Here is a 299-nt window from a genome sequence, read left to right on the forward strand (position 1 = left end):
GACCATCTACGCGCAGTAGCCAGGGATCGATGTCGAACGCCTGTGCGTTGGCTTTCGGGTCGGCTTTGTCTGTGCCGAATTCGTAGAAATTATTGTGGCCGCTGACTTTATTAAAAGGGGTCAGTGTCTCGCCGTGGTTTTCCTGCTTGCTATAACTCAGTGGGTGAGTTTTGAACTTAGGCTTATCATCGCCAAATAAGTTAAGCGCCAGTGACTGATGAGGAGCCAGTAAAGCACCCGCACCCATAAAGCCCAGTTGTTTTAATATCTGCCGGCGCTGCTGATAAACCGCTTCGTCG

The 299-nt window shown here is 50.5% G+C and carries 1 pseudogene; it reads right to left on the minus strand.

The features are described 5' to 3' along the window. A pseudogene (locus J0A66_RS22760) lies at positions 1-299 on the minus strand (protein-methionine-sulfoxide reductase catalytic subunit MsrP); the annotation flags it as partial.

The organism is Bowmanella dokdonensis (assembly GCF_017254865.1).
Lineage (GTDB): Bacteria > Pseudomonadota > Gammaproteobacteria > Enterobacterales > Alteromonadaceae > Bowmanella > Bowmanella dokdonensis.